The organism is Caulobacter sp. GW821-FHT11A05 (genome assembly GCF_058809015.1).
Genome location: NZ_JBXASF010000015.1, coordinates 45,683 through 71,815 on the forward strand (window position 1 = coordinate 45,683; position 26,133 = coordinate 71,815).

The following is a 26,133-nucleotide window of genomic DNA, read 5'->3' on the forward strand; positions in this document are numbered from 1 at the left end:
TAAGGATCGCCATGTCCACCGACCGTTTCGCCGCGCCCCGTCCCGTTCCCAAGCCCGGCATCCTCGACATCGCCCCCTACAAGCCCGGCAAGGCCGCGGCCGAAGGCGTGCTCAACCCGATCAAGCTGTCGGCCAACGAGAACATCCTCGGCTGCTCCGACCAGGCCCGCCAGGCCTACGCCGAGGCCGCCGGCAAGCTGAACCTCTACCCCCAGGGCCGCGCCGACATCCTGCGCCACGCCGTCGCCGAGAAGTACGGCCTGGAGCCCGAGCGCCTGCTGTTCGGCTGCGGCTCGGACGAGATCTTCCAGCTGCTGAACCAGACCTTCCTCGAGCCCGGCGACAATATGATCCAGGGCGCCCACGGCTTCGCCGCCTACGCCATCGGGGCACGCGCCTGCCAGGGCGAGGTCAAGTACGTCCCCGAGAAAAACTACACGATCGATGTCGACGCCATGCTGGACGCCGTCGACGAGCGCACCCGCCTGATCTTCCTGGCCAACCCGGCCAACCCGACCGGCACCTGGATCAGCGCCGAGGAGGTCCGCCGCCTGCACGAGGGCCTGCCGCCCTCGGTGGTGCTGGTCCTCGACGGCGCCTACGCCGAGTTCAACACCGATCCGACCTTCGAGGACGGCCTGGGCATGGCCCGCCACGCCGACAACATCGTGGTGACCCGCACCTTCTCCAAGATCCACGGCCTGGCCGCCCTGCGGGTCGGCTGGGGCTACATGCCCGAGGAGATGGCCAGCGCGGTGGACCGCATCCGCCTGCCGTTCAACATCAACATCCCGGCCCAGCTGGCGGCCGTCGCCGCCCTCTCCGACGACGCCTTCATGGCTCGCTCCGTGGCCCTGGTCGAGCAGTGGCGCCCCTGGCTGACCCAGCAGATTTCGGGTCTCGGCCTCAACGTCGTGCCCAGCGCCGCCAACTTCGTGCTCGTCGGCTTCCCCACCGCTCCCGGTAAGACCGCCGTCGAGGCCGAAGCCTTCCTGGCCACCAAGGGCCTCTTGACCCGCGGCGTCGGCAACTACGGCCTGCCCGACCACCTGCGCATCACCATCGGGCTGGAAGAGCACAATCGCGCCGTCGTCGAGGGCCTGGCGGAGTTCATGGGCCAATGACCACCCTGCCTGTCTTCGAGCGCCTGACCGTCATTGGTTGTGGTTTGATCGGCTCCTCGGTCGTCCGCGCCGCCCGCGAGTACAAGGCCGCCGGCCACATCACGGTCGCCGACATCAGCCAGACCGTGCTCGACCGGGTCACGGACCTGGGCATCGCCGACGCCGTCGAGGCCGACCTCGGCAAGGCCGTGATCGACGCCGACCTGGTGATCTTCGCCACCCCCGTGCTGGCCGTCGCCGACGTCATGGCCACCATCGCCCCGCACCTGAAGGCCGGCTCGACCATCTCCGACGTCGGCTCGGTCAAGGGCAGCGTGTCGGAAGCCATGCAGGCGACCGCCCCGGCCGGCGTCCACATCATCCCCGGCCACCCGATCGCCGGCACCGAGCAGTCGGGCCCCGACGCCGGCTTCGCCGAGCTGTTCCAGGACCGCTGGACCATCCTGACCCCCATCGCCGCCCGCCACGATGACGCCTACGCCCTGGCCGTCGCCCGGCTGGCCAGCTTCTGGCGCGCCCTGGGCGCCCAGGTCGAGCAGATGGACGAGCGCCATCACGACCTGGTCCTGGCCGTCACCAGCCACCTGCCCCACCTGATCGCCTACAACATCGTCGGCACCGCCGCCGACCTGGAGGAGGTCACCCAGGCCGAGGTGATGAAGTACTCGGCCGGCGGCTTCCGCGACTTCACCCGCATCGCCGCCTCCGACCCGACCATGTGGCGCGACATCTTCGTGGCCAACCGCGAGGCGGTGCTCGACGTCCTGGGCCGCTTCACCGAAGACCTGCAGGCCCTGTCCCGCGCCATCCGCTGGGGCGAGGCGGAGAAGCTGCACGAGCTGTTCACGAGAACCCGCGAAATCCGCCGCGGCGTCATCGCGCTGGGCCAGGAAAGCCCCGAACCGAACTTCGGCCGGGACCGCGGCAAGCACTGAAAGCGCAGCGCCCTTCTCCCGCTCGTCGGGAGAAGGTGGCCCCCGAAGGGGGTCGGATGATGGCAGCGCCGGCCGTGGACTATTTCCCCGTCACCGCCTTGCGCAAATTGACCAGCACCTTCCCATAATCCGCCTTCATCCCCGCCCGCACCAGATCGGCAGGCAGCTTGATGTCCGCCGCCACCCGGTTCTCGTAGATCACCCGCGTGCCGGTCCCCCGCGCCTCCAGCCGCCACTCGCCGTTCATCGCCTTCAGGTCGCCGCCGGCCTTGCGGAAGGTGATCCGCGTGTAGGGGGTGTAGTCGGCCCTCACCAGGCTGCGGATGGTCGGCACGAAAACGTTGCCCTGGCTGACCTGCTCGCGGACGTCCCAGGTCGCGCCCTTCTCGACCACCCGGCAGACGGTCATGTTGGCGATGACCTTCCGGGCCTGGGCGCAGTCGACCAGCACCGCCCAGACCTGTTGCGGCGAGGCGGCGATGTCGATGGCCCCATGGAGGACGGCGGCCTCGCCGGCCTGGCTGACCACCACCCAGGGCTTGCCGGCCGCCAGCGTCTTCTCGGCCGAGGCCGGCACCGGCGCGGCGGCCGCCATTCCGGCCAGGAGGGCCAGCGATATTCCCAGCGCGATCCGTCGCATGTGTCTCTCCCTGCCCGACCTGACGGTGCAACTACGAACACACACTGCGAACGGATGGAGAAGAGTTCCGATTTGGCGCTTGGCGAAAGTCAGAATCCCGTGTTACCCGCCGCGCCCTCAAGGAGAGACGACCCGTGGCGCACAAAGCCCAACCCATGACCGGCAATATCCCCTCGCTCAGCGCCAAGCTGCGGCGCGAGGATGGTTGCGCATGGGAAGGGACCAACGCTTAAGGCCAGCAAACCTTGAGATCGTACGTAGGAACCCCTCCCGGCCCGGCCTGGAGGGGTTCCTTCGTTTTGGGGGTTCCTCTTTCCAGTCCGCGATGCCGGGAGGGGATGGGAAAGAGAAAGGGAGAAGCCCGATGAGCGGCTTCGAAGCGTTTGAAAGCGATGGGGTCCACATCAAGGCCTGGACCAAGGGCGTGCCGATCGAGGATGCGGCGATGAAGCAGCTGCGCAACGTCGCCAGCCTGCCGTTCATCCATCACCACATGGCGGTGATGCCCGACGTCCACTGGGGCAAGGGCGCGACCGTCGGTTCGGTGATCCCGACCATCGGGGCGATCATCCCGGCGGCGGTGGGGGTCGACATCGGCTGCGGCATGATGGCGGCGCGGACCAGCATCCGGGCCGAGCACCTGCCGGACAACCTGTTCGAGATCCGCAGCCTGATCGAGGCGGCCGTTCCGCACGGCCGGACCGACAACGGCGGGCGCAACGACGTCGGGTCCTGGCAGGTCGATCCGCCGGAAGCGGCCAAGGCCCGGTGGGGCGAGCTCGAGGCCGGCTACAACGCCGTCGTCGACAAGCACCCGAAGGCCGCGCACCCGCGGGGCTTTGGCCACCTGGGGACGCTGGGCACCGGCAACCACTTCATCGAGCTCTGCCTCGATGAGGCGGGCGACGTGTGGGTGATGCTCCACTCCGGCTCGCGGGGGGTGGGAAACAAGTTCGGTTCCTACTTCATCGAGCGGGCCAAGCACGACATGCGGCGGTGGTTCATCAACCTGCCGGACCAGGACCTGGCCTACTTCCCGGAAGGGTCGGAGGGCTTCATCGACTACATCCGGGCCGTCAGCTGGGCCCAGAAGTACGCCCGGGCCAACCGGGAAACGATGATGGAGCAGGTGCTGGGGGTGCTGCGGGGCCTGTTCCCGGATCTGGAAGTGACGCAGGAGGCGGTCAACTGCCACCACAACTACGTCACCAAGGAGCACCACTTCGGCAAGGACGTCTTCATCACCCGCAAGGGCGCGGTGTCGGCGAAGGAGGGTGAGCTGGGGATCATCCCGGGCTCGATGGGCGCCAAATCGTTCATCGTGCGGGGGAAGGGCAACCGCGACAGCTTCTGCACCTGCTCGCACGGCGCCGGCCGGGCGATGAGCCGGGCCGAGGCCAAGCGGCGGTTCACCGTCGAAGACCATGTGGCGGCCACCGCCGGCGTCGAGTGCCGTAAGGACGCCGAGGTGATCGACGAAACGCCGATGGCCTACAAGGACATCGACGCGGTCATGGCAGCCCAGGCCGACCTGGTCGGCATCGTCCACACGCTTAGGCAGGTGGTCTGTGTGAAGGGCTGAAGAGCGCCGTCGGGGGAAACCCCGGCGGCATTTCTCGTTTCAACGCCCCTTCCAGTCGGCCTTCAGGGCCTGCGGGAACTTGTCCTCAATCAGCCGGGCGTTGATCCCGTGCTCCAGCCAGACCTTGGCCGCGCACAGCACGGTGGTGAAGCCGCCGTTGCTGTCCAGGGCCTGGGCGACCACGGACTCGGCATCGCCGTGGAAGCCGCCGTTGGTGACCTCTACAAAGGTCTGGCCGTCATCGAGGGCGGTGAAGGTCATCTCCACCCGCGATAAATTCCCTTGCCCGCCCCAATCGTAGATAATGGACCTGTCCGCTTCGATAGCGCGGACGTGGATGTCGTCGGCGTGGCCGTACATCCGCCATTCCCAGTGAACCGTCTTGCCGGCCTCCAGAACGCCGCTCGACCGATCAAACCAGAACTTCGTCGTCACCGCCGGATCGGCGAAGGCCTCGAAGACCTTCGCCACCGGCGCGCGGATCATCGTTTCCGCCTTCGCCACCGGGTCTTTGGACATCGTTGTTGCTCCTAGGGCATGACCTGCGGCGTCGGCTCGCCGGTTTCGAGCAGGCTCTTCAGCGCCGACAGGATCGCCGGCCAGCCGTTGCTGACGCCCTTGCGCTGGGTGCTGTCGTCCGGGAAGCCGTCGTGGGTGACGGTCAAACGCACGCTGTCCTCGACCGGCTCCAGCAGATAGGTGACGTTGGTCGTCGGCGAGGCGGTTTCGAAGCTGTAGCTCAGCTTGCGGGGCGGATCGCTCTCCAGCACCACGCCCTGGAAGTCGATGCTTCCGTCCGGCGCGGTCAGCACATGCTTCGAGCCGGTCTTCCAGTCGCTTTCCGACCGCCGGCCGAACCAGAACTTCGGCCGCATGTCCGGGTCGGTCAGGGCGTCCCACAGCTTCTGCGGCGTGGTGCGGATGTAGATCACATAGACAAAGGCCGGGTCGCTCATTCGGTGTCCCCTTCTGGGCTCTCGAGTTGGTGTTTGAACGCCACCAGGTCTTTGACCTGGGCCCGCTCGAACTTGCCGATCCAGCGGTCGGCGATCTCCGCGATGGGCACCGGGTTGAGGTAGTGCAGCTTCTCCCGGCCCCGCTTCACGGCGGCCACCAGGCTTGCTTCCTCAAGAATGCCGAGGTGCTTGCTCACCGCCTGGCGGCTCATCGCCAGGCCGTCGCACAGCTCCATCAGCGTCTGTCCGTTGCGCGCGAACAGCCGGTCCAGAAGAGCGCGCCTGCTGGGGTCAGCCAGCGCGCGAAAGACCGCGTCCGTCTCCATCGAGGATCATATTATGCAACCAAATGGTTGCCTGTCAAGCGAGCCCAAAAACCTCCGATCATCCCGACGAAAGTCGGGACCCAGCTGGCAAACTGCTTGTGGGTTCAGCTCTGAAGAGCGCCAGCGCCTGTTCCGCCGGTGGACACTGGGTCCCGACTTTCGTCGGGATGATCGGAAGGCGGGGGTGGGTTCAAATGGGCCTGTTGCCCTGATCCAGCGCGTCCAGCACCGCCTCCGGCCGCCATTCGATGACCTGCAGATAGGCCAGCAGCGCCGCGTCCGGCAGCGTCCTGCCGGCCTCGATCTCGCACAGGGCGTCGGCGTCCAGCCGGAAGGTCCGCGCGAAGGCGTCCTGGGTCAGGCCCGTGCCCCATCGCACCCGCTGCACCATGGCGCGGGCGCAGAAGCTTCCTTCCGGGCGGGCCGACTCATCGATCGGCAGGTCGGGATGGATGGGCGCCATATGCATCGTTTCACTCCGTCTTGCCCCCGACGCAGGGACACCTAGACGGCCAACATCGCCGCAAGACGACCGTTTTAAGTCAAAGACTTGGCGCTTCGTCCTCAGACGGACAGTCAGGGTTTCACGAAGGCAATGATGAGGCCGTCGTAGCCCTTGTCGCCGACGGTCTGCAGCGCCGTGGCGTCCACCCGAGGCTCGGCGGCGATCAGCTGCGCCAGCCGCCGCACGCCTTGCACGGCCGCGTCGCCGTTCTCGTCGATCACCGCCCCGCCGCGCACGACGTTGTCGACGATGATCAGTCCGCCCGGCCGGGTCATCTTCAGGGCCCATCCAAAATAGTCCGCATTGGACGGCTTGTCGGCGTCGATGAACACCAGGTCGAAGGGCGGCCCGCTCTCGGCCTCCAGCACCGGCAGCAGTTCCAGCGCCGGCCCCTGCCGCACCTCGGCGATCTCGCCCAGCCCGGCAAACGCCAGGTTGGCCCGCGCCACCGCCGCATGGTGGGCGTCCAGCTCCAGGGTGACCAACCGACCCCGCTCGCCGAGCGCCCGCGCCAGCCAGATGGTGCTGTATCCGCCCAGCGTCCCGACCTCGAGGATGGCCTTGGCCCCGATCGACCGGGCCAGCAGGTTCAAGAGCTTGCCCTGGTTGGGCGCCACGGCGATCGGCGGCAACCCCTCCGCCCGGCTGTTGGCCAGGGCATGGTCGAGCGCGGCGTCGTTGGCCCCCAGGCTGTCGTTGAAATAGGCGTCGACGGCGGTCCAGAGGGGTTGGGTCATCCGCGCAGGGTAAGACTTCGCCGCCCGCTCGTGAAGCTGCACGGAGCCGCCTCTTGTCGCCGCCGACGCGACATCTATTCTGGCTGGGTGCAACGCCGTCCCGCCCCACTCACGCCCACCTTCCCGCGTCCCCGCGGCTGGGACTATGAGCGCCTGCCCGCCGCCAAAAAGCGGCTGCATCTCCTCGGCTGCGCGGCCAGTCCCGATCATCTGCCTCTGAACGCCGATGCAACGCCGCGCTCCGACGATCCCGACGTGATCTGGCTCGCCGAAAGAGGCTACATCGAACTCTATCGTGATCGCCCGGGAAGCCGAAGCCGGATGACCAAAGCCCGGGCGACGCCCCTGGGAGAATCCGCCCTGTCGCACGGCGGCTTCCGAAGGGCGTTCTAGGTCTTCAAAAACTCCGCCGTCGCCTCGATGGCCTCGACCAGCCCCACCCTCTGGATATCCACCCCTTCCGGCAACCCGGCGAACAGCCGCGTCGGCGAGGCCGGGTCGAGCATGACGAACACCCCCTTGTCGTCGGCCCGCCGGATCAGACGCCCGAAGGCCTGCGCGATCCGGTTCCGCGCCACCGCGTCGTCATAGCCCTTGCCGCCGAACCGCGCCCGCCTGGCCTTGTGCAGGATGTCGGGCCTCGGCCACGGCGCGCGGTCGAAAACCAGCAGCCGCAAGGACCGGCCCGGCACGTCCACGCCGTCTCGCACCGCGTCGGTGCCCAGGAGGCAACTGTCCTCTTCGGCCCGGAAGATATCGACCAGCCCGCCGACCTCGATCGGATCGACATGCTGGGCGTAGAGGGCCAGCCCCTTGTCGGCCAGCGGCGCGGCGATCTTCTCATGCACGGCCCGCAGGCGCCGGATGGCGGTGAACAGCCCCACCCCGCCGCCGCCGGCCGCCAGGAACAGCTCGCGCATCGCCGCCGCCACCTGCCGCGCATCGTCCTTGGCCACATCCGTCACCACGAAGGCCCGCGCCTGGTTGGCGTAGTCGAAGGGCGAGGCCAGGCGGATGGTCTTGGGCCGCTCGGGCAGCCGCGCCCCACCGGTGCGCATCTCGGCCAGGGCGAAGGGATCATCCGACGACGGATCGGTCAGGGTGGCGCTGGTCACCAGCACCCCGTGGGCCGGGGCCAGCACGGCGGCCGTCAGCGGCTCGGTCGGATCGACCCAGTGGCGGCGGCTGGAGGCGTCGACCACCCGGCCATACAGAAAGGTCGCGTCGAACCAGTCGACAAAGTCGGGATCGTCCTCGGCGTCCTCCTCGATGGCCTTCAACATCGAGCGCCAGGCCGGCAGGGTCATCCGCGCGCGCCGGTCCAGGCCGCGCAAGGCCCCCTCGATCCGCGCCCGCTCGCTGGGGCCCAGTTCGTCGGCCTCGTCGTCAAGCAGGTCTTCCAGATGCCGCGCCAGCGCCAGCAGCGGCGCCTCCACCGACGCCAGAGCCGAGGCGGCGTCGGCCGCCGTCTCCCGCACCCGGTCGATGGCCGGCCGGGCCTGGCACTCCATGCCGATGTCCAGGGCCCCGGCGTTGCGCTCGCTGTTGCGGGCCCGCAGCTGTTCCAGCACGGCGGCCAGGAAGTTCTCCACCGGCCCGATCGGATTGATCTCGCCGTTCGGCGGCGCGATCCGCCCCGACCACCCCTCGCCCGGCAGGATCGAGGCCGCCCGGGTGACGTCCTGCAGCGCCCGCTGCGCGTCCTCCCGGTCGCCCAGCACGTCGAGCAGCCGGTGCTCCAGCCCCCTGCCCCGCCGCCCGCGCGACTCCGGCCCGCGGATCCAGCGCCGCAACTCCGCCGCCTCGGCCCCGCTCAGCGCCGCCGAAAAGGCGCTGTCGGCGGCGTCGAACAGATGGTGGCCCTCGTCGAAGACGATGCGCTTCAGCTGCGCCGTCTCGACATCGGCCTTGCTGCCCCGCGCCCGCCGCGCCCCGTCGAAGGCCGCCTGGGTCAGCACCAGCGCATGGTTGGCGATCACCAGGTCGGCCCGGCGGCTGGCCCGGATGGCCTTCTCGACATAGCAGGCGCGGTAGTGGCCACAGGCGGCGTGCACGCACTCGCCGCGCCGATCGACCAGGTTGGCGGGGCTGGCCTGGGCCGACGGGGGAATCGCGAACAGGCTGGGCAGCCAGGCCGGGAAGTCGCCGCCGGTCATGTCGCCGTCCCGCGTCGCCCGCACCCATCGCGCCGCCAGACCCATGCCGATGAGGTCGCCGTTGCCGAGCTGAGCGGTCTGCACCTGCTCCTGGAAGTTCAGCAGGCAGAGGTAGTTCTCCCGCCCCTTGCGCACCACCGCCTTGCGGGCCCGCACGGCCGGGTCCGGGAAGATGGAGGCGCTCTCGCGCTCGATCTGCCGCTGCAGGGCGCGGGTGTAGGTGCTGATCCACACCGCCGGCCCGTTCTCCTCGGCCCACAGCGAGGCCGGGGCCAGGTAGCCCAGGGTCTTGCCGACCCCCGTCCCCGCCTCAGCCAGCACCATGCGCGGCTCGCCCTCCTTGTCGCGCGGCGAGAAGGCGTAGGCGGTCTCGGCGGCGAACACCGCCTGCATCGGCCGCGCCTCGTCCAGCCCCGAGCGTTGCAGCAGCAGGGTCAGCCGCTCCTCGGCTGCCTGCGCCGTCACCGGCCGCGAGCCGGGCTCGCCCGGCGGCGCCTGGTCCTCCCATTCGGAAACCCGCGCCCAGACATCCAGCCCCGATCCGCGCCGCCCAGCCTCGCCGACCGTACGGCTGCGCAGCGCATTGATCACCGCCGGCCCCCAGGCCCAGCCGGCCCGGTCCATGGTCTCGGCCAGGTTCAGCGCCTCCTCGCGCGATGGCCAGGGCGCCGTCTCCAGCTCGCGCAGCATCACCTCGCAGGCCTGGCGCAGGGTGGCGGCCTGCTCCACCGCCCCCTTCGGTTCCGGCAGCCCCAGCGCCTGCGACAGACCCACCGCCGAGGGCGCCGCGAACCTGGCCGGCTTGACGAAGGCGAACAGCTCCAGGGCGTCGAACACCCCGCGCGCCCGCGGCGGCGTGTTCAGCCCCAGCCGCTTGGCGGTCATCCCCGCATGCACCACCAGCACCGGCCCGGCCTCGGCCAGCTCCCGCGCCGCCGGCGGCCTAAGCTCCCGCGCCTCGCTGCCATCGGCCACGGCGCATCGCGGCCCCGGCAGCACGATCAGGGCCGGCGCAAGGTTGAGGCTGGAGGAGACGGCGTTCACCCCATTTCCCTAGTCCGATCCGGCCCGAAACGAAAGGGGAACAAGCGGAAGAGGCCGCCTTGTCGCGGCTTGATCGGCTAAAGGTCGTCCGGGCTGGCGACGAACCGCACCCCGCGCCCGCGATTGGACTCGATGACGAAGGCTCGCAGCGCCCCGCTGCGGGCCAAGGCGGCGGAGATGTCGCCGACGAAGATGACTTCGATCCGGTAGTTTGTGAACTTCTGGATCATCAGCCCGGCCATGCGGCTGGAGAGATCGAGGAAGGCCGGGTCCAGCCGCGCGATCGGGATGGCCACCACGCCGGCCCCGGCCGACAGGGCGTCGCCGATCAGGTCGGTGGCGTCCCGCTCGCTGCCCAGCGGCGGCCCCTCGGCCGCGACCAGCAACACCGCCTCTCCGTCGATCGTCCGCAGGTCCATTCGCGCCCTCCCTGTTGGCGGCATTGTATCACGCCACGGCCCTCTCGAAACAGAACGGGAACATGCTATATCGGCCGGGATGACCGCCGCCGCGCTTCCCGCGCTCCTCCCCGACCGCTTCGAAGCCTGGTTCGCCGGCCGGGGCTGGGCGCCGCGCACCCATCAGCTCGACATGGTCCAGGCCGGCGAGGACGGCGCCCACGCCCTGCTCATCGCCCCGACCGGCGGCGGCAAGACCCTGGCCGGCTTCCTGCCCAGCCTGATCGAACTCAGCCAGCGTCCGCCGCCCAACACCCCGCGCGGCGTCCACACCCTCTACATCTCGCCGCTCAAGGCCCTGGCGGTCGATGTCGAGCGCAACCTGATGACGCCCATCGCCCAGATGGGCCTGACCATTACAGCCGAGTCCCGCACCGGAGACACCGGCGAGGCCCGCAAGCAACGCCAGCGGATCAAGCCGCCGGACATCCTGCTGACCACCCCCGAACAGCTGGCCCTGTTCTGCGCCTGGGAAGGCGCGCGGCGCTATTTCGAAGACCTGCGCTGCGTCATCATCGACGAGATTCACAGCCTCTGGCCCCAGAAGCGCGGCGACCTGCTGGCCCTCGACATCGCCCGCCTGCAGCAGTTCGCGCCGAGCATGCGGCGGGTCGGTCTGTCGGCGACGGTCGACGATCCGGACATGATCCGGCGGTGGCTGTCTCCAGCTCCTCCCCCATCGGGGGAGGTGGCAGCGGCGCAGCCGCTGACGGAGGGGGTCCGCTCCTCAGGCCAGCGGGTACGCCTGATCGAAGCTGAGCCGCCGGTGGTGACCCCCTCCACCACGCCTGCGGCGCGGTCCCCCTCCCCCGATGGGGGAGGAACAGATCCCGCCCAGGCGGTCCGCCTCGTCTGCGGCCCGCCCGGCCCCCTGCCCCAGGTCGAGGTGCTGATCTCCGAGGGCCGCGTGCCCTGGGCCGGTCACACGGCGCAACACGCCATGGCCGACGTCTATGAGGTCATCAAGCGCCACCGCACCTCGCTGATCTTCGTCAACACCCGCTTCCAGGCCGAGTTCGCCTTCCAGGAACTGTGGAAGCTCAACGACGACAGCCTGGCCATCGCCCTGCACCACGGCAGCCTGGCCGCCGAACAGCGCCGCAAGGTCGAGGCGGCCATGGCGCGGGGCGACCTGCGGGCCGTGGTCTGCACCTCGACCCTCGATCTGGGCATCGACTGGGGCGACGTCGACCTGGTCATCCAGCTGGCCGCGCCGAAAGGCGCCTCGCGGATGGTCCAGCGCATCGGCCGCGCCAACCACCGGCTGGACGAGCCGTCGAAAGCCATCTTCGTCCCCGCCAACCGCTTCGAGGTCCTCGAATGCCAGGCGGCCCGCGAGGCCATCGCCGAGAGCGCCTTCGACCCCGAGCCGCCCCGCATCGGCGCCCTCGATGTGCTGGCGCAGCATGTCATGGGCTGCGCCGTCTCCGAGCCCTTCGACCTGCTGGCCTTCTACGACGAGGTCCGCACCGCCGGCCCCTATCGCGACCTGTCCTGGGAAGACTTCGAACAGGTCGTCGAATTCGTCTCCACCGGCGGCTACGCCCTACGCACCTACGACCGCTTCCGCCGCATCGTGCAGGGCCAGGACGGCCTCTGGCGGGTGCGCAACGCCCAGACCGCCCAGCGCCACCGGATGAACGTCGGGGCCATCGTCTCCCCCGCCGTGCTCAACATCCGCCTGGCCGGCCGGCGCGGCACGGTCGGCCGCAAGATCGGCGAGGTCGAGGAGGGCTACCTGGAGATGCTGGAGCCCGGCGACACCTTCATCTTCGCCGGCGGCGTCTGGCGGTTGCAGGGCATCACCTCGACCGACGCCCTGGTCACGCCCGCCCCCAACGACAATCCCAAACTGCCCAGCTGGGGCGGCAGCAAGTTCGCCATCTCCACCTTCCTGGCCGCCAAGGTGCGGCGGATGATGAGCGACCCCGACAGCTGGAAGGCGTTGCCGACCGACGTCTGCGAATGGCTGACCGTGCAGCAGGACAAGTCACTGATCCCGACGCCGCAGCAGATGCTGCTGGAGACCTTCCCGCGCGGCAAACGCCACTTTCTCGTGGTCTATCCGTTCGAGGGACGCCTGGCCCACACCACCCTGGCCATGCTGCTGACCAAGCGGCTGGACCGGCTGCGGGTCGGCCCGCTGGGCTTTGTGGTCAACGACTACGCCATGGCCGTCTGGTCGCTCAAACCCATGGATGACCTCGATTTCGACTCACTGTTCGATCAGGACATGCTCGGAGACGACCTCGAGGCCTGGCTGGACGAGAGCTTCATGATGAAGCGGGCCTTCAAGGGCTGCGCCCTCATCTCGGGCCTCATCGAACGGCGCATGCCGGGGTCGGAGAAGTCCGGACGCCAGGTGACCTTTTCGACCGACCTGATCTACGACGTGCTGCGCCGCCATCAACCCGACCACCTGATGCTGCGCTGCGCCCGCGCCGACGCCGCCAGCGGAATGATCGACGTCGCCCGCGTCGGCCAGATGCTGGCGCGCATCAAGGGCCAGATCCTGCATTCCCGCCTCGACCACCTCTCGCCCTTCGCCGTGCCCATCCTGCTGGAGATCGGCAAGGAGCGGGTCGGCGGCGACACGGCCGACATGATCCTGGCCGAGGCGGCCGAGGACCTGATCGCCGAGGCTCTGTCGTGAACGCCCAGGCCCTGCGCGAGCGCGCCTTCGCCAGCAGTCCTTGCGGCGGCGTCGCCATGGCCATCCACGGCCACCCGGTGGTCATGCGCCCCAGCGGCGCACTCTGGCTGCCGGCCGAACGCATGCTCATCGTCGCCGACCTGCACTTCGAAAAGGGCAGCGCCTACGCGTCACGCGGCCAGCTGCTGCCGCCCTACGACACCGTCGAGACCCTGACCCGCCTGGAAGCCGAGGTCGTCGCCACCGCGCCGGCCACCCTGGTCTTCCTCGGCGACAGCTTCCATGACGGCGACGCCGAGAACCGCCTCGCCCCGCTCGTCGCCGAACGCATCGCCGCCCTCGCCCTCGGCCGGACGCTGGTCTGGGCGGTCGGCAACCACGACGAGGACGGCCCCCGCGCCCTGCCCGGCGACCTCGCCGACGAGATCGCCGTCGGAACCCTCATTCTCCGCCACGAGCCGCAGCAGGGCCACCAGCCCGGCGAGGTCGCCGGCCACCTGCACCCCTGCGCCCGCCTGGTCGGCCGGGGCCGCGCCGTCCGCCGCCGCTGCTTCGCCACCGACGGCGAGCGGGTCATCCTGCCGGCCTTCGGAGCCTATGCCGGCGGTCTCAACATTCGCGACAAGGCCTATGCGGGGATGTTCAGCGCCTCGCCGCTGGCCGTGGCGCTGGGCAAGGACAAGGCGCACCCGCTGAGCTGGGCGATGCTCGGCGGCGATTGAGGAGGGTCGCGGGGATGTCATTGAAGCTAGCCTGCTTCTCACTGCCGAATGGCGAACCGCCAAAGGAGTCCTCGACAGTCTTGCTGAGACCGGCATTTTGAAGAGGATGCCCGGCAAGCCCCGTGACCGACACCGCAAGCGCCACTTAAAAGGACGCGGCTGATCACATGACCAAACACGATACCTTCGGCAGCAAAACTCAAGCTGACAAGTTCGCCGACCTGACCGGCGAGCTAGAGTGCGACGAGAACAAAGCCCGCTTTGGAGAGACGGCGAAGACCGCGGCCAAGGCGCCGCGCCGCCCATTGGTGAGCACCCGACGTGAGTGAGACGTTACGGCGATATCAGATCACCTGCTTCACCGAGTATGAGACGATGGACGTGGAGGCATTCGCCTTCGATGACGACCATGCGAAGAGCAAGGCTCGACGCTATGGCAGCCTGCAGCACATGAAGGGTCTTCCGGCCGTGATCATCACGGACGTCCATTGTGGTGACGAAGGCGGGTCGCGGTGTGTAGGTACGTGGGAGTACTGGCTCAAAGGGCCGCGAAAAGGCCGCCACTACTGGCACGATGGGCGATGGGCGGCCCGCCCGGACACTTCAACCCCAGCAGTGCTCCGGGCCTTCGGTTTGCAGGGTAAATAGTCGCCGAATATGTCTAGACATATTCATCTTCAGGCACGGCGGACACATTGAATCGCCGCCAGCGCCGACCCTCGGGGCCTGCGCCAAGGGCTTGCGGCGATTCAATGTGTTCCTTCTCCTCCTCGGCGCGTAGACGGGCCCACTCACCGGGACATCAACATTTCCCGCGCCGGCGCCCACGCCGTGTCAACGCCGGCGCCAACCTTCACAGCCCTGGCCGCTACCAAAAAGTCACGAAACATCAGAGGCTTGCCGCAAAGCATCCTCTTCCCCGCCCCGGACCTTGGTATAATCGTTGACCGCTTCGATAGGCGGTCTCGAAGGCGCCGATGGAGCTACTGCGCGTAGATCGCCAGGCTGGCGGAGCTCTGGGCGTCCATCTGGCCGGTGACCGGCAGGCCCTTGTCCTTCTGGTAGGCCTTGAGCGCGCCTTCCAGGGCGGGCGAGGCCCGGCCGTCCTGCGGGCCCTGGTAGTAGCCGAGCCGCGACAGGGCCCGTTGGGCTTGAGCCGCGGAACTGACGGCCGGGGCGGCGGCCAGTTTGGCCGAGGGGTTGGGCGCGGCGGCGCGGTAGCCTACGGCGGCGCGCTCGGCGCCGGTGCGGGCCTGGGGCGACAGCTCGCCCTTGATGCGTTCGGCGCTGGACTTGGCTTCGGAGTCGCCGGCCCGGCCGGCGATCAGGAACCACTTGTAGGCTTCGGCCCCGTTCTGGGCGACGCCGAGGCCTTCCTCGTAGAGCTTGCCGAGGTTGTACTGGCTGTCGGTCAGGCCCAGGTCGGCGGCCCGGCGGAACCACTGGGCGGCGGTGGTCCGGTTCTTCGCCCCGCCCGTGCCCTCGAAGTAGTAGAGGCCGAGGTTGTGCATGGCCTTGCGGTCGCCGCCCTCGGCGGCCCGTTCCGTCCAGCGGCGGGCTTCGGCCGCGTCCTTGGCCACCCCGCCCTCGCCGTTCTCATAGAGCTTGGCGAGGTAGAACTGGGCCGGGGCATAGCCCTGGTTGGCCGACTTGCGCAGGTCGTTGAGACCGCCTGGCTGGCGGGCCTCGACCCGGCGCACGGCGTCGCCGAACAGCGCCGCGGCCGTTACCGGCGCACCGGCCGGCGGCGTGGCCGTCGGCGTCGCGGCCGGCGGCGTCACGGTGGCGTCGGCGAGGTCAGGCGCGACAGCCAGGGCGACCCTCGGTCCGACGGTCAGCGCCGGGGTGGTGTCGGCCTCGGCGGTCAGGATTTCCTGACTGTCCGCCTGCTTGATCTGCAGACCCCGGGCGATGCGCTCGCCCATGGTTCCATCGCCACCGCCGTTGAGGATCACATAGCCGGTGGCGGCCGCACCGCCGAAGGCCAGGACGCCGGTGATGGCCATGGTGGTCATCAGGGTCGAGCTGGCCTGTTTTTTGGGAGCCTTGGCGCGGCCCCCGAACAGACCCTTGCGGGTGGGCTTGGCGGCGCGCGGCTCGGAGGTCGCCCCGACGGCGTTGCGGGCGGCGGCGCGGGCCTGCTCGATGACTTCGCGGGTGCTCAGCGGTCGGCCGGGGTCGGCGTCGAACACCGGGGCCGGCGTGGTCTCGAATTCGAGGCCTTCATTCTGGTCGTCCAGCGCGACGAACGCGTCGGCGGCGTCGAAGTCGGCGTCCGAGAAGGCAGCGGGGCCGGTTTCGCGGACCGGGAAGTCGTCGTCGAAGCCGGGCTCGGCGGGACCCGGCGAGAAACCGCCGAAGCTCGGCGATTCAAAGGTGCGGGGCGCGAAGGCGTCCTCGGGGATGGCCTGGCCGCGGGTCGGGAAGGGATCGGGCGCGAACGGGTCCATGCCGGCCGGCTCGTTGCGGCGCACCGGCTGGGCCGGAGCCGGCGCAGGAGCGGCGGCGACGCTGTCGGCGATCCGGCGCGTGGCGCTGGTCATCGAGGCGTCGATCTTCTCGCGCGCCTCCTCCAGCAGCCGGGCGGTGCGCTCCTCGCTCTGGCGGATGCGTTCGGCCAGGTCGGTGGAGACCCGCTCCTGACGCTGGCTGATCCGCTCGGTGACCCGGGCGACCTGTTCGCCAACGTCGTCGATGGCCTGGGCGCTGCGGCGCTCACTGTTGGCGATGCGCTCGCTCAGCCGCTCGGTGATGCGGGCGATCTCGACGCCGAGGCGTTCCAGCGCCTGGGCCGAACTGCCGTCCGTGTGGGCCAGCCGTTGCTCGACCAACCCAGCGATCCTCGAAACTTCGCCGCCGACGTGTTCGACCGCCTGGGCGCTGCGGCCCTCGACCGTCTGCACCCGGCGGCTGAGGTTGTCGGCCATGTTGACCATCTCCCGGCCCATCCGCTCGATCGCCGCGGCCGAGCGCTGCTCGGCGGCATGGACGTGGGCGGTCATCTCGGAAAGCTTCTGCTCGACGCGGCCGAAACCGCCGTCGGAGGCGCGGCGCAGGCTCTCGGCCATCTCCTGGCGCACCTGCTCCAGCCGCGAATTGAGGCTGTGCGACAGGGTCTGCAGGGCGGCGGTGTTGTCGGCCCCCTCCATCTTGCGCAGGCGGCCGTCCAGCTTGACGAAGCTGTAGCCGAGGTCGCGGATGGCCTCGTTGGTCTGGGTCTCGGCCGCTTCCAGCCGGCCCAGCACCCGGGCGGCCACCTCGTCGGCCAGGGCGGCGGCGTCAGGGGCCTGGCCGCCGGATTCGAGGGCGGCGACCTTGGCTTCCAGGGCGGCGATGGCCTCGCGGCTGCGGGCCTCGGTGTCGTAGACAGCGCTGGCCACCTTGCCGACCGAGCCCTCCAGGGCCCGCAGGGCTTCGGCCGAACGCGGCCCGGTGGACTCTGCCTCGATACGGCGCAGGCGCTCGACGGCGCGGGCCTGTTCGGTGCGGATCTCGTCGACCGCGCCCTCGAAGCGGGCGGCGACCGAGATCTGTTCGCGCTCCGCCCCTTCCAGGCGGCTGAGCGCCCCGCGCACCGACTGGTCGATGCCGGTGATGGCCAGGGTCGAGCGCTGCTCGGCCGCCTCGATGCGGCTGGTCAGCCGCTCGATCGCCTCGGTCACCTTGCCGACCTCGTCGGCCGGGTGGTGCACGGCCTCAAGTCGGGCCGGGGCGTCCGGGCGCGGATGGGGGATGACGGAGGGATCGGCGATCTCAGGCTCGCCCTCGGGCGCCTCGCCCTCGACGATCATGTGATTCAGCCATTCGCCGAGCGTCATGCCGGAGCGGCGCGCGAGATCCTTTGCGATCTCCCTCGCCTTGGGGTCGATACCCTTAACGCTCCAGGGCGCCCCCGCCGTCATTCGAATCGTTCTCCCGGCACTTGGCTTCGGACGCTAGCCAGCGAGCCCTTGTGTGTAAACGCGAGGTTAACGCTATATCTTGCGTTGCCCCCGATAACCTGTGGACGGATGGACGCACCACCCGTTTCGGGGCGAACTTCGCGCTCACCATGGTTAACAAGACCTTTCCAAACCCAGTGCTGTGGCCTTCAAACCCCGCCCCGCGCTGAAACATCGCGGGCCTCTTGCGTCCGCGGCCGGAGGGTTCCATCTGGGCTCCATGCCGATGACCCTGACCCTCATCCTCCTGGCGACCCTGGCCGGCCTGACCCTGTTCGCCGGCTGGCGCGGGTCGTTGCCGCCCAACCTGGTCAAGGGCCCCCGGATGATCCCCTGGCGGCCGCTGATGGTCTGTTTCGCCGCCGGCACGGCGATGATGGGCGTCCACCTGGCCGCCCTGCTCGGCTTCGCGATGACGCGCTAGGCGTCCTTCTTCGGCCGCCCCATCATCCCGGCCACGCCGCCCGACGACAGCAGGCCGATGTCGGCCAGCAGGAAGGGAACCTGCCACTTGTGCGGACAGGCCATGTAGCGCGGCCGCCAGAGCGGGTCGTACTTGTCCTTGTAGCGGCGCACGCCCCGGAAATTGTAGAAGTCCTCGCCCCGCTCGAAGAGCAGCCGGCCGACCCGGCTGAGGATCGGGGCCAGCGGGCGGTCCTCCAGCCCGGCCAGCGGCGCGACCCCGAAGTCGAAGGCCAGGTAGCCCTGCTCGCGGCCCCAGGACAGCAGCTCGACGAACAGGAAGTCCATGATGTTCTTCGGCGCCTCGGCCCCGTAGCGCATCAGGTCCATCGACAGGCTGGACTTGGACGCCGTCGGCCACAGGGTGGCGAAGGCGACGATCTGGCCATCGACGCGGACCAGGGCGACGGGAAACTCGGCGACGTAGCGGGGGATGAAGCCGCCCAGGCTGAAGGCCTTCTCACCGCCGGTGTGTTCGGCCAGCCAGGCGTCGGAGATGCGCTGCAGCTCGTCCATCGGCGCCGCGCCGGGCGGCGCGACCTCGAAGGTGGCGCCCGCCTCGCCGGCCTTGCGCCAGTTGCGGCGCAGCACCTCGCGGCGGCGCCCCGCCAGAGAGAAGTCGGCCAGCGGCAGGCGGGCGCTCTCGCCGGTCTTCTGGATGAAGAAGCCGAGCTCGACCACATCGACCAGGTCCTCGGGCTCCAGGGCGTAGACGCAGGGCCGCGCGGCGTGGGCGTCGGCCATCTCGCGGAAGCGCCAGAACAGCTCCATATGCTCGTCGCGGCGGCCGACCGGCGGGCCCATGGCCACCCAGCTGCGGCCCCGCACCCCGAACATCAGGAAGGTCTCGCCGCTGGCGGAGAACAGGAACCGCTTGTCGCCGAGCAGGGCCAGGTTGGACTCCGCCTCGGCGCTCTCGGCGTTGGCCAGGATGGCGCGCACCCGGGCGAAGTCCGGATCGTCCTCGCCGGCCACGGCGGGCGTGGCCGGGGTGGCGAACAGCCGCCAGACGCCGACGGCCAGGAGCAGGATTCCGGCCCCGACCGAGCTGCGGATGGCCCGTTCGGCGTCGGCGTCGAACATCACCCGCCAGACCTGGCGGTCGCCGTACTGGGCGTTGCTGAACGACCACCAGCCCAGCAATCCGGCCCCGATCACCGCCGCGGCAGCCGAGAACAGCCAGCCGGGGGTGATCTCCATGCGGCTGAGCCGGGCGGTGCGGGTGAAGGCGGCGCGGAACGGCGCGACCATCAGCAGCAGCAGGACCAGGATGCCGGTCTCTTCGAGGTTGATCCCCTTCAGCGGGGCCAGCGCCGCCGCCACCGCCAGGCAGGCCACCGCCGCCGCCCAGGCCGCCCCCAGCCGGGCGCGCAGGCCGAAGGCCAGCAGGATCAGGAAGATGCCGAGCAGCGAGGAGGCGAAGTGGCTGGCGTCGATGACCGCCGGCTCGCTCATCCGCAACAGGAAGCTGAGGCGCTCGGGATCGGTCGGCGTCGCGCCGGAGGCCAACAGCAGCCAGCCGCCAAACAGCGCCGCCGCCGCCGACAGAGTCGGCGCGATCGCGAGGGCGGCGGTTCGGAGCTCGGAGGTGCGCATCGACTGCGCAGGCTTAGCGGGAGTTGCCGTGCGCCGCCAGACGCCGGGGGCCCTGCAGCGCCTGCGACAGGCCGAGCGCGAGCAGAAGGGTGACCAGGCCCGTCAGCACGCAAAAGGGAACCCACACCGCCAGACTTCCCCACCCACCCAGCGTCTGGATCCGGGTCAGGGCCAGCTGCGGCAGGGGCATGACCACGGCGGCCGCCAGGACCAGGCCCGCGGCCAACAGCCACCGCCGACGGCGCTCGCCCCGCAGATCGCGTCGCAGGGCATCCTGGATGCCGGCGGTGAAGGCCGGGTCGGCGGGTGGTTCGTCGTCCATCAGTTTCTGGGCGAGCCAGGCATCGGTCATGGTTCCGTCCTCCAGGGGGCGAGGCGCTTGCGCAGCTGGGCGGTGGCGCGGGCGAGGTGCGACTTGACGGTGCCGATGGGCATGCCGGTCTCGGCGGCGATTTCGCCGTGGCTCAGGCCCTCGCCGTGGTGCAGCAGCACGCAGGCGCGGGCCGGGAAGCTCAGCTGGAGCAGGGCGGCCTCCAGGTCCAGCCGCTGTTCCGAGGCCGGCGTGTGGGCGCCGGCGAGATCATCCGCCAGCGGCGATATCGCCGGTCCCGCCCGCCGGGCGGCGTCCATGGCCAGGTTGAAGCCGATGCGGCGCAGCCAGCCGCCAAAGGCGGCCGCGTCGCGCAGAGCCGCCAGATTCCGCCAGGCCTTGAGAAAGGTCGCCTGGGTCAGGTCGTCGGCCAGGGCGGCGTCGCCGCTGGCCCGGCGCAGGAACTGGCGCAGCCGGGGCTGGTGGCGGGCGACCAGGGCTTCGAAGGCGGCCGTGTCGCCGGCCACGGCCAGCAGGACCAGCCGCGCCTCATCCGCCGGATCGGGGCCGCTCAGGGGACTGGCTCTTTCCATTCCCGGCGCAGCCAGACCCCAGTGGCCAGCAGTCCCCCGCCGACAAAGGCCACGAAGAGGGCGATGGCCAGCAGCGGCGCCAGCGACTCCGGCTCATGGAAGCCGAGCACCCCGGCGAAGGCGGCCAGGCCGACGGCGACGAACAGCACCACGATGCCCAGGGCGATCAGGCGCACCGCCCAGGGCATGCTGGCCGCCCGCTTCAGCCGCTCGATGGTCGGCGGATCCAGCGGCACGCCCCGGTCGATGGCCTGGCGCAGGGTGCGCTCGGTTTCCAACCGGCCGAAGTGACTCGCCAGGGTCACGCAGACCACCACCAGCGCCAGGAAGCCCCAGACCATCGCCAGACCCATGCCCATCTCCCACATGCCGCGCCACGGACCCTAGACGCTTCCAGGACGCCCCGTGGAGGCGCCCTCGAAAAAAGATATCCGCCCTGCCTCCAGCCGCCCTCGACGCCTCGTCCAACCGCCGAAAGCAAGGACGCGTCATGACCCAACCCTCCCATCTCAACCGCCGGCAGGCCGGGCTTCTGGCCCTGCTGGCGCCCCTGTCCGGCGCGGCGGCCGTTCCCTCGGCCTCGGCCATCGACCAGCTGGCCGCCAAGCGCGGCTTCAGCGGCGCCCTGCTGGTCCGGCATGGGGGCCGCGCCCTGCACCGCGCCGCCTACGGCCAGTCCAACCGGCCGTTCGCGGTCGCCGCCTCGCCGGACCACCGCTACAGGATCGCCTCGATCACCAAGCTGTTCACCGCCGTGCTGATCCTGCGGCTGCGGGACAGTGGCCACCTCGATCTGGCCGCGCCGGTCTCCCGCTATCTGCCGAAGTACGCCGGCAACGGGGCCGAGGCCGTGCCGATCCGCAACCTGCTCAACCACACCTCGGGCCTGGCCAACACCAACACCGTCGAAAGCTACGAACAGGCGCTGCGCGAGGGCATGCCGATCTTCCAGCAGCCTCGATCGAGCCAGGCCCTGGTCGAGACCTTCGCCAGCGGTCCGCTGGTCCGGCCGACCGGCGCGGCGTTTGACTACAACAACGGCGACTACTTCGTGCTCGGCAAGGTCATCGAGGCCCTGTGCGGCAAGAGCTATGAGGCGGCCCTGGCCGACCTGCTGGCGCCGCTTGGCCTCAAGGCCACCGGGCTGGCGGCGCATGACCGGATCATCCCGGCCCTGGCCGACAGCTATTTCCAGCCCGAGCCCGGCGCGGCCCTGGTCGGTGAGCTGCCGTTCTACATCGAGAACCTCTACGCCGCCGGGGCCATGTATTCGACGGTCGACGACCTGGCCGCCTTCGCGGAGGCCCTCTACGGCGGCCGGCTGCTCAGCCCCGGCTCGCTGGACCTGATGCTGACGCCGGGTCTGGACGACTATGGCCTCGGCCAGTGGATCCGCACCCTGAAGGTCGCCGGCCAGAAGCTGCGCACAGCCGAGCGCTATGGCAGCCTGATGGGCGTCAACACCCTGCTGTTCCGCGTGCTGGAGGCCAAGCTGACGGTGGTCGCGCTGGGCAACACCAACACCGCCCCGGTCGGCGACCTGGCGGCGGATGTCGCCCTGGCGGTGCTCGGCTAGTCCTGGAAGACCGGCGCCCGCTTTTCCATGTTGGCCATCACCGCCTCGATGTTGCCGGGCGAGCCGATCAGGGCCCCCTGCTCGACGCTCTCCTCCAGCAGGATGGCCTGCTGGTCGCCGTCGGCCATCAGGTTCATCAGCCGCTTGCCGGCCCGGATGGCGGCCGGGTTCTTGCCGGCGATCTCACGCGCCGCCGCCAGCGCCTCGGCAAGCGGATCGGCGCAGACGCGGGTGGCGATGCCCAGGCCATAGGCCTCCTCGCCGGTGAAGATGCGGCCGGTGTAGGTCAGGTCGCGGGCGATATCGTCGCGCACCAGGCCGCGCAGCAGGGCGACGCCGGCCATGTCGGGGATCAGGCCCCACTTGATCTCCAGCACGGCCATCCTGGTATCCGGGGCCACGAACCGCATGTCGGCCCCCAGGGTCAGCTGGAAACCGCCGCCCAGCGCCACGCCATGCACGGCGGCGATCACCGGCACGGGGATGTCGCGCCAGACCATCACCGCATTCTGGGCCCGGTTGGCGCCGCTGGCCGTGCGCGGGGTGTCGACCAGGCCGGCGCCGCCGCTGCGCTCGCCGGACGCCATCTTGCCGAAATTGCCCATGTCCAGCCCGGCGCAGAAGCCCCGCCCCTCGCCCGACAACACCACGGCCCGCACCCCCGCCTCGGTCTTCAGCCGCTCGCCGGTCGCGATCAGGGCGGCGAACATGGCGTCGTCGAGGGCGTTCATCTTGTCGGTCCGGACCATCCGGACGTCGGCGACGCCGTCCTGGATGTCGACGGTCACGCGGTCGGTCATGGTGTTTCTCCCGGAGCTTGGCGCGATCCTGACAGAGGCGCCGTTAGGGTCAGCAAGAGGCTTTTCCAGTTCTACCGCTTCACCGCCAGCCAGATCACGTGGCTGGCCTTGCGGCGGCCGGGGCCGGCCTTGACCTTCAGCTCCTCGACCGCGAAGCCGGCGGCCCGCACCCGTTTGCTGAACGGCGCGTGCGGGGCCGAGGACCAGACGGCCAGCACGCCGCCGGGGGTCAGGGCCTGGCGGGCGGCGGCCAGGCCGGCGGTGTCGTAGAGGCTGTCATTGGCGCGACGGGTCAGGCCCTCGGGACCGTTGTCGACGTCGAGCAGGATGGCGTCCCAAACGCCCTCCCCCGCGATCTGCCGGCGCACGTCGCCGACGGCGATACTCACGCGGGGATCGTCCAGGCTGTCCTCATGCACCGCCGCCATCGGGCCCCGGGCCCAGTCGACGACCTCGGGAACCAGCTCGCCGACGACGATGCGGGCGTCCTTGGGATAGGCCGCCAGGGCCGCCCGCAGGGTGAAGCCCATGCCCAGGCCGCCGATCAGCACCCGCGGCGCCGCCCGGCCGGCCAAGCGCTCGGCGGTCAGCTGGGCCAGGGCCTGCTCCGAGCCGCTCAGGCGGCTGTTCATCAGCTCGATGCCGCCCTCGGTCATGATCGAAAACTCCTGGCCACGCTGCATCAGGCGCAGGGTTCCGCCGCCGCCGGGCATGGTCGCGGTGGAGAGGTGAAGCCAGGGGATCATGGGCTCGGTATAGGGGCGGCGGAGGCATCCGAAAAGCGCCGCGGACGGGGCAATTTTCGGCAAGATTTCGGGGCGCCCGACAAGTCGTTCGGCAATATTCCTTGCTTTTAGGCCCTGAAAAACGCACCCTACAGGCTCGCACATCGGCCCAGCTCTTCGGATCGGTGACCTTCAAACGACTTTGCGACGCCCGCTGGCCCCCACGGCTTTTCTGGCGCGTTGTGAACATGGCGTGAGGTTTTTTCCTCCGTCGCTGCCCCCGCTCCTCTTCAAGGACCCTGATGAAAAACGCCCTGGGCGATACGTTCGCCGACCGCCAGAAGACCGCCGCCGACGCCAAGGCCGCCCTGCTCGCCCGCTTCAAGCCCAAGCCCACCGTCACCGACCCTGCCCTGAAACCCCGCGCCGAAAAGAAGGCCGAGGAACTGGCCCGGGTGCGCGAGGCCCGCGAAGCCGAAAAGGCCGCCCGCAAGCAGGCCCAGGCTGACGCCGCCGCCGCCACCGAAGCGGCCCGCGCCGCCGACGAAGCCGCCGCCCTCGACGCCAAGCGCGGCGAACGCAAGGAACGCAAGGCCCTGACCAAGGCCGAGGCCCAGGCCGCCCGCGACGCCAAGTACGCGGCCCGCAAGGCGCGGCGCTAGGCCGCCAGGCCTGCATAAGAAGTTCACTTGGCCTCCCCTTGCCCGGCTGCTACTGCCGGGTAATTGGGGGCGAATGATCGCCCCCGGTTGTGCTTTTCTTCGGCCTGGGGGGCCTTCATGCGTACCAACAGCTTCAAGACCATTCTGCTCGCCTGCGCCTTGACGCTTGGCGGCGCGAGCCTGAGCGCCTGCGTGACCGTCACGCCGGTCAACGTGCCGCTGGCCGCCGCCGCCCGCGACGCCATCCCCTCGACCGAGGTCGTGGCGCCGGTCAAGCAGAGCGAAATCTACGTCTACATCGCGCCGGTCAGCGCCGGCGGCCAGGGCGGCATGATCGGCGCGCTGGTCGCCGCCGGCATCGACGCCGCCAACACCCAGGCCGCCCAGGAAGCGGTCAAGCCGGCCCGCGACGCCATCGTCGACTACGACTTCGACGGCGTGCTGAAGGCCGATCTGCAGAAGTCGCTGTCGCAGGTCAGCTTCCTGAAGGTCGAGGGCGTGCGGGTCAGCAAGGACGTCTTCCGTCCCGGCATCGACAACGCCATCACCGGCTCCAAGTCGGGCGCCGTGTTGATGACCGTCGCCGACTACCAGTTCTCCAGCGACGCCGCCTCGGTGACCGTCACCCTGAACGCCGACCTGTTCGCCAACAGCGCCGCGCTGAACGCCTTCAAGCCGGCCAAGGGCGGCAACGCCAAGTTCGCCTACTTCCCGGGCAACGCCCTGTACCGCAACACCTTCACCTATGTGACCATGCTGCCGGGCGCGACCGGCAAGCGCGAGACCAACATCGCCATGTGGTCGGCCAACAACGGCAAGGCCATCCGCGAAGCCCTAGACGTCGGCTCCGCCGCCGTGGCCGGCAAGCTGGCCATGGACATCCAGCGCGCGCCGCCGCCGGTCGCCGCCAAGTAGGACCAGCGATTGGCCAGGGACCTGCCGGTTCCTGGCCATTCTTCCTTATCGGACCGCGACCAGGGCGTGGCGCCCCTCCAAGGCCCCCGCCCCGTCCCGACGGAGCCCCAAGATGACCCACCGTTCCGCCTTCATCGCCGGACCGCTCGCGCTGCTGCTTGGCCTGTCGGCCCCGGCCGGCGTCGCCCTTTCCGCCCCGGCCGTTCCCCTCGACATGACCGCCGCCGTGGGCCCGCCGGCCCCGACACCGCCCAAGCCCGGCAAGATCCCTCCCTGCCGTCTGCACATCGCCGGCGTCGCCGACAAGCGGTCGGACACCACCACCATGGGCTACATGGGCATGGGCACGGTGCTGTCCTCGGACGCCCCCGGCTGGGTGAAGTCGGGCCTGGTCACCCTGCAGGGCGACGCCCGCTGGTCGCTGGTCGACACGGCCGCCGAAGCCGACCTGATCCTCGATGTCGAGATCCTCAAGAGCTACGTCTTCGCCGTCAGCACCAGCAAGGCGGCCAGCGTCGTCTTCCGCATCCGTTACCGCTATGCGGGCGGCCCGCTGGGCGAGAACATCTACCGGGGCGGCAAGGAAGCCATCAACTGGGTGGGCGGCAAGGGCGAGACGGCCGGGCTGCTGAACCAGGCGCTGATGGAGGCGGTGGACCTGACCAAGGCGGACCTGGCCAAGGGCTGTTCGGCGGCGAAGAAGGCGGCCTAGCGC

At 70.0% G+C, this 26,133-nt stretch carries 27 protein-coding genes; 12 read left to right on the plus strand and 15 right to left on the minus strand.

All coding sequences use genetic code 11. The features are described 5' to 3' along the window. The first annotated feature begins 11 nt into the window (after positions 1 to 11). Positions 12 to 1,124 (plus strand): histidinol-phosphate transaminase, encoded by a 1,113-nt coding sequence (hisC, locus tag AC1RSK_RS19125; RefSeq protein WP_492909242.1) that lies wholly within the window; start codon positions 12 to 14, stop codon positions 1,122 to 1,124. Beyond that, complete coding sequence (locus tag AC1RSK_RS19130; protein ID WP_492909244.1) at positions 1,121 to 2,059, plus strand: prephenate/arogenate dehydrogenase family protein; 939 nt, start codon at positions 1,121 to 1,123, stop codon at positions 2,057 to 2,059. The genes hisC and AC1RSK_RS19130 overlap by 4 nt, the downstream gene beginning before the upstream one ends. 79 nt (positions 2,060 to 2,138) lie before the next feature. Here AC1RSK_RS19130 and AC1RSK_RS19135 read toward each other — a convergent pair whose 3' ends face one another. Then, positions 2,139 to 2,699: an SRPBCC family protein gene (locus AC1RSK_RS19135; RefSeq protein WP_492909246.1), complete on the minus strand. Its 561-nt coding sequence runs from the start codon at positions 2,697 to 2,699 to the stop codon at positions 2,139 to 2,141. Between the two features lie 364 nt (positions 2,700 to 3,063). On the opposite strand from AC1RSK_RS19135, the gene AC1RSK_RS19140 reads away from it, so the two are divergent. Continuing rightward, positions 3,064 to 4,281 (plus strand): RtcB family protein, encoded by a 1,218-nt coding sequence (locus AC1RSK_RS19140; RefSeq protein WP_492909248.1) that lies wholly within the window; start codon positions 3,064 to 3,066, stop codon positions 4,279 to 4,281. A gap of 39 nt (positions 4,282 to 4,320) precedes the next feature. Here AC1RSK_RS19140 and AC1RSK_RS19145 read toward each other — a convergent pair whose 3' ends face one another. From AC1RSK_RS19145 to AC1RSK_RS19165, 5 genes are all read right to left on the minus strand, one after another. After that, entirely contained in the window at positions 4,321 to 4,800 is a 480-nt protein-coding gene (locus tag AC1RSK_RS19145; RefSeq protein WP_492909250.1) for an SRPBCC family protein, read from the minus strand. Between the two features lie 11 nt (positions 4,801 to 4,811). Beyond that, on the minus strand, positions 4,812 to 5,237 hold the full coding sequence (locus AC1RSK_RS19150; RefSeq protein WP_492909252.1) for an SRPBCC family protein: 426 nt from the start codon (positions 5,235 to 5,237) through the stop codon (positions 4,812 to 4,814). Further along, positions 5,234 to 5,563: an ArsR/SmtB family transcription factor gene (locus tag AC1RSK_RS19155; protein ID WP_492909254.1), complete on the minus strand. Its 330-nt coding sequence runs from the start codon at positions 5,561 to 5,563 to the stop codon at positions 5,234 to 5,236. The genes AC1RSK_RS19150 and AC1RSK_RS19155 overlap by 4 nt, the downstream gene beginning before the upstream one ends. Positions 5,564 to 5,753: 190 nt before the next feature. Then, a complete protein-coding gene (locus AC1RSK_RS19160) occupies positions 5,754 to 6,032 on the minus strand; it encodes a helix-turn-helix domain-containing protein (protein ID WP_492909256.1) in 279 nt (92 codons plus the stop codon). Positions 6,033 to 6,139: 107 nt separating this feature from the next. After that, positions 6,140 to 6,805: an O-methyltransferase gene (locus tag AC1RSK_RS19165; RefSeq protein WP_492909258.1), complete on the minus strand. Its 666-nt coding sequence runs from the start codon at positions 6,803 to 6,805 to the stop codon at positions 6,140 to 6,142. A gap of 30 nt (positions 6,806 to 6,835) precedes the next feature. Between AC1RSK_RS19165 and AC1RSK_RS19170 the strand changes: the two genes are divergently transcribed. After that, complete coding sequence (locus tag AC1RSK_RS19170) at positions 6,836 to 7,198, plus strand: hypothetical protein (protein WP_492909260.1); 363 nt, start codon at positions 6,836 to 6,838, stop codon at positions 7,196 to 7,198. Here AC1RSK_RS19170 and AC1RSK_RS19175 read toward each other — a convergent pair. Both AC1RSK_RS19175 and AC1RSK_RS19180 read right to left on the minus strand, forming a co-directional pair. Beyond that, on the minus strand, positions 7,195 to 10,005 hold the full coding sequence (locus AC1RSK_RS19175; RefSeq protein ID WP_492909262.1) for an ATP-dependent DNA helicase: 2,811 nt from the start codon (positions 10,003 to 10,005) through the stop codon (positions 7,195 to 7,197). The two genes, AC1RSK_RS19170 and AC1RSK_RS19175, sit on opposite strands and share 4 nt — an antisense overlap. Before the next feature lie 77 nt (positions 10,006 to 10,082). Further along, entirely contained in the window at positions 10,083 to 10,424 is a 342-nt protein-coding gene (locus AC1RSK_RS19180) for a DUF4180 domain-containing protein (protein WP_492909263.1), read from the minus strand. A gap of 79 nt (positions 10,425 to 10,503) precedes the next feature. Here AC1RSK_RS19180 and AC1RSK_RS19185 point away from each other — a divergent pair, with 79 nt between their 5' ends. The 3 genes from AC1RSK_RS19185 (at position 10,504) to AC1RSK_RS19195 (ending at position 14,167) form a co-directional block, all read left to right on the plus strand. Beyond that, the gene (locus AC1RSK_RS19185) at positions 10,504 to 13,116 is read left to right on the plus strand and encodes a ligase-associated DNA damage response DEXH box helicase (RefSeq protein ID WP_492909265.1); all 2,613 of its coding nucleotides are present in this window, start codon (positions 10,504 to 10,506) and stop codon (positions 13,114 to 13,116) included. 56 nt (positions 13,117 to 13,172) lie between these two features. After that, positions 13,173 to 13,838, plus strand: coding sequence for a ligase-associated DNA damage response endonuclease PdeM (pdeM, locus tag AC1RSK_RS19190; protein ID WP_492909346.1), 666 nt, complete (start codon positions 13,173 to 13,175; stop codon positions 13,836 to 13,838). Between the two features lie 167 nt (positions 13,839 to 14,005). Then, entirely contained in the window at positions 14,006 to 14,167 is a 162-nt protein-coding gene (locus AC1RSK_RS19195) for a hypothetical protein (protein WP_492909267.1), read from the plus strand. A 654-nt stretch (positions 14,168 to 14,821) separates the two neighbouring features. Here AC1RSK_RS19195 and AC1RSK_RS19200 read toward each other — a convergent pair. Continuing rightward, complete coding sequence (locus tag AC1RSK_RS19200; protein WP_492909268.1) at positions 14,822 to 17,740, minus strand: SEL1-like repeat protein; 2,919 nt, start codon at positions 17,738 to 17,740, stop codon at positions 14,822 to 14,824. Positions 17,741 to 18,005: 265 nt separating this feature from the next. On the opposite strand from AC1RSK_RS19200, the gene AC1RSK_RS19205 reads away from it, so the two are divergent. Then, positions 18,006 to 18,203 carry a hypothetical protein gene (locus tag AC1RSK_RS19205; protein WP_492909269.1) on the plus strand — a complete coding sequence of 66 codons (198 nt, stop codon included), beginning with the start codon at positions 18,006 to 18,008 and terminating at the stop codon, positions 18,201 to 18,203. Here the strand turns inward: AC1RSK_RS19205 and AC1RSK_RS19210 are convergent. From AC1RSK_RS19210 to AC1RSK_RS19225, 4 genes are read right to left on the minus strand one after another with little or no spacing between them, the layout of a single operon-like run. Next, the gene (locus AC1RSK_RS19210) at positions 18,200 to 19,837 is read right to left on the minus strand and encodes a phosphatidylglycerol lysyltransferase domain-containing protein (protein WP_492909270.1); all 1,638 of its coding nucleotides are present in this window, start codon (positions 19,835 to 19,837) and stop codon (positions 18,200 to 18,202) included. The genes AC1RSK_RS19205 and AC1RSK_RS19210 overlap by 4 nt on opposite strands. A 13-nt stretch (positions 19,838 to 19,850) precedes the next feature. Continuing rightward, positions 19,851 to 20,189 carry a hypothetical protein gene (locus tag AC1RSK_RS19215; RefSeq protein WP_492909271.1) on the minus strand — a complete coding sequence of 113 codons (339 nt, stop codon included), beginning with the start codon at positions 20,187 to 20,189 and terminating at the stop codon, positions 19,851 to 19,853. Continuing rightward, positions 20,186 to 20,740: an RNA polymerase sigma factor gene (locus AC1RSK_RS19220; RefSeq protein WP_492909272.1), complete on the minus strand. Its 555-nt coding sequence runs from the start codon at positions 20,738 to 20,740 to the stop codon at positions 20,186 to 20,188. The genes AC1RSK_RS19215 and AC1RSK_RS19220 overlap by 4 nt, the downstream gene beginning before the upstream one ends. Further along, the gene (locus AC1RSK_RS19225; RefSeq protein ID WP_492909273.1) at positions 20,719 to 21,093 is read right to left on the minus strand and encodes a hypothetical protein; all 375 of its coding nucleotides are present in this window, start codon (positions 21,091 to 21,093) and stop codon (positions 20,719 to 20,721) included. The genes AC1RSK_RS19220 and AC1RSK_RS19225 overlap by 22 nt, the downstream gene beginning before the upstream one ends. A gap of 137 nt (positions 21,094 to 21,230) precedes the next feature. Between AC1RSK_RS19225 and AC1RSK_RS19230 the strand changes: the two genes are divergently transcribed. After that, positions 21,231 to 22,316 (plus strand): serine hydrolase domain-containing protein, encoded by a 1,086-nt coding sequence (locus tag AC1RSK_RS19230; protein ID WP_492909275.1) that lies wholly within the window; start codon positions 21,231 to 21,233, stop codon positions 22,314 to 22,316. Here AC1RSK_RS19230 and AC1RSK_RS19235 read toward each other — a convergent pair. Then, positions 22,313 to 23,116: a crotonase/enoyl-CoA hydratase family protein gene (locus tag AC1RSK_RS19235; protein WP_492909276.1), complete on the minus strand. Its 804-nt coding sequence runs from the start codon at positions 23,114 to 23,116 to the stop codon at positions 22,313 to 22,315. The two genes, AC1RSK_RS19230 and AC1RSK_RS19235, sit on opposite strands and share 4 nt — an antisense overlap. 71 nt (positions 23,117 to 23,187) lie before the next feature. Then, the gene (locus AC1RSK_RS19240) at positions 23,188 to 23,862 is read right to left on the minus strand and encodes a spermidine synthase (protein ID WP_492909277.1); all 675 of its coding nucleotides are present in this window, start codon (positions 23,860 to 23,862) and stop codon (positions 23,188 to 23,190) included. 281 nt (positions 23,863 to 24,143) lie between these two features. Between AC1RSK_RS19240 and AC1RSK_RS19245 the strand changes: the two genes are divergently transcribed. The 3 genes from AC1RSK_RS19245 (at position 24,144) to AC1RSK_RS19255 (ending at position 26,130) form a co-directional block, all read left to right on the plus strand. After that, a complete protein-coding gene (locus AC1RSK_RS19245; RefSeq protein ID WP_492909278.1) occupies positions 24,144 to 24,503 on the plus strand; it encodes a DUF6481 family protein in 360 nt (119 codons plus the stop codon). Between the two features lie 117 nt (positions 24,504 to 24,620). Continuing rightward, positions 24,621 to 25,418, plus strand: a complete 798-nt coding sequence (locus tag AC1RSK_RS19250; RefSeq protein ID WP_492909279.1) for a hypothetical protein — start codon at positions 24,621 to 24,623, stop codon at positions 25,416 to 25,418. Positions 25,419 to 25,530: 112 nt separating this feature from the next. Then, complete coding sequence (locus AC1RSK_RS19255) at positions 25,531 to 26,130, plus strand: hypothetical protein (RefSeq protein ID WP_492909280.1); 600 nt, start codon at positions 25,531 to 25,533, stop codon at positions 26,128 to 26,130. The last annotated feature ends 3 nt before the right edge of the window (positions 26,131 to 26,133 follow it).